Genomic DNA, 1,117 nt, shown 5'->3' with positions numbered 1-1,117 from the left:
TTAGTGTGCCAGGCATGGCAACTATCTAGGTGGTGAAAGTCCACTGTGGGGGTACACATCGACCAACCACTAAGGAAGCGCAAGGTACTTATCGTAAGGTAAGGGCTGGAGGAAGCGTGGAATAAAATCTTGGCTCGACGAACAGGAATCTGATACCAAGGCTCTTTAAAGGGATTAAACTCCTAAACAAGTTAAAGTCCAAAAGATGTGCGTAACTTTGTAGAGTAAATCAGGCGAGTGAAAGAGGAAAGATAGTTGTCTTACCCTGGGAGGTCTTGCGGATGTACAGAAGTACAGTCGAAAAAGGTTTATCGCAAGAAGTCAGCAGAAGCCATAGTAATGAAATTAATTTCATGAAGGGTTGAACAATTTATAGTGTTTCAACGCCGCGAATGCGTAAGCGACGAACTCCGAATGTGTTAATGGTGAAAGTATGAGCGTACCTCAAAGGATAATCAAAAGGGAGCTATCACTTACTACGTGAGAGGAAGGGAGAAACGAGTGTGGAACTTTTAGAGCAAATCCTACGTAATCAAAATATGAACGAAGCCTACCTGCGTGTCTATAAAAATAAAGGTGCAAGTGGGGTAGACGGAGTAACAGTCGACGAACTAAAACAATACTTGAAAGAGAACAAAGATGAACTGCGTCAGCGCATCAGAACAAGAAAATACCAACCACAAGCTGCCTTAAGAGTGGAAATCCCAAAAGAAAATGGAAAGATGCGCAAATTGGGAATACCAACAGTAGTGGATAGGGTCGTTCAACAGGCCATACATCAGGTTCTCAGTCCGATATTTGAAGAACAGTTCAGCGAATTCAGCTACGGTTTCAGACCAAAAAGAAGTTGTGAAATGGCGATTATAAAAAGCCTGGAGTTTCTGAATGATGAACATGACTGGGTAGTCGACATTGATCTTGAAAGATTCTTCGACACCGTCCATCACGATAAACTCATGAGAATCATATCCAACACAATAAAAGATGGAGATGTCATATCGTTAATCAGAAAATACTTAGTTAGTGGAGTCATGGTGAATGGAAAATATGAAGACACACCTGTCGGTACTCCGCAAGGAGGCAACCTCAGTCCACTATTAAGTAATATAATGTTAAA

1 protein-coding gene is annotated in these 1,117 nt (G+C 41.5%); it reads left to right on the top strand.

Features of this window, described 5'->3' with window-relative positions:
* Positions 1-503: 503 nt before the first annotated feature.
* Positions 504-1,117: reverse transcriptase domain-containing protein (locus tag ACQKKK_RS26230; RefSeq protein WP_427620024.1), on the top strand; the 614-nt coding region annotated here is incomplete at its 3' end.

This window comes from Peribacillus sp. NPDC006672, assembly GCF_050274955.1.
GTDB lineage: Bacteria > Bacillota > Bacilli > Bacillales > DSM-1321 > Peribacillus.
Note: the sequence above shows the minus strand (reverse complement) of the source record. Positions and strands in the feature narration are given on the sequence as shown.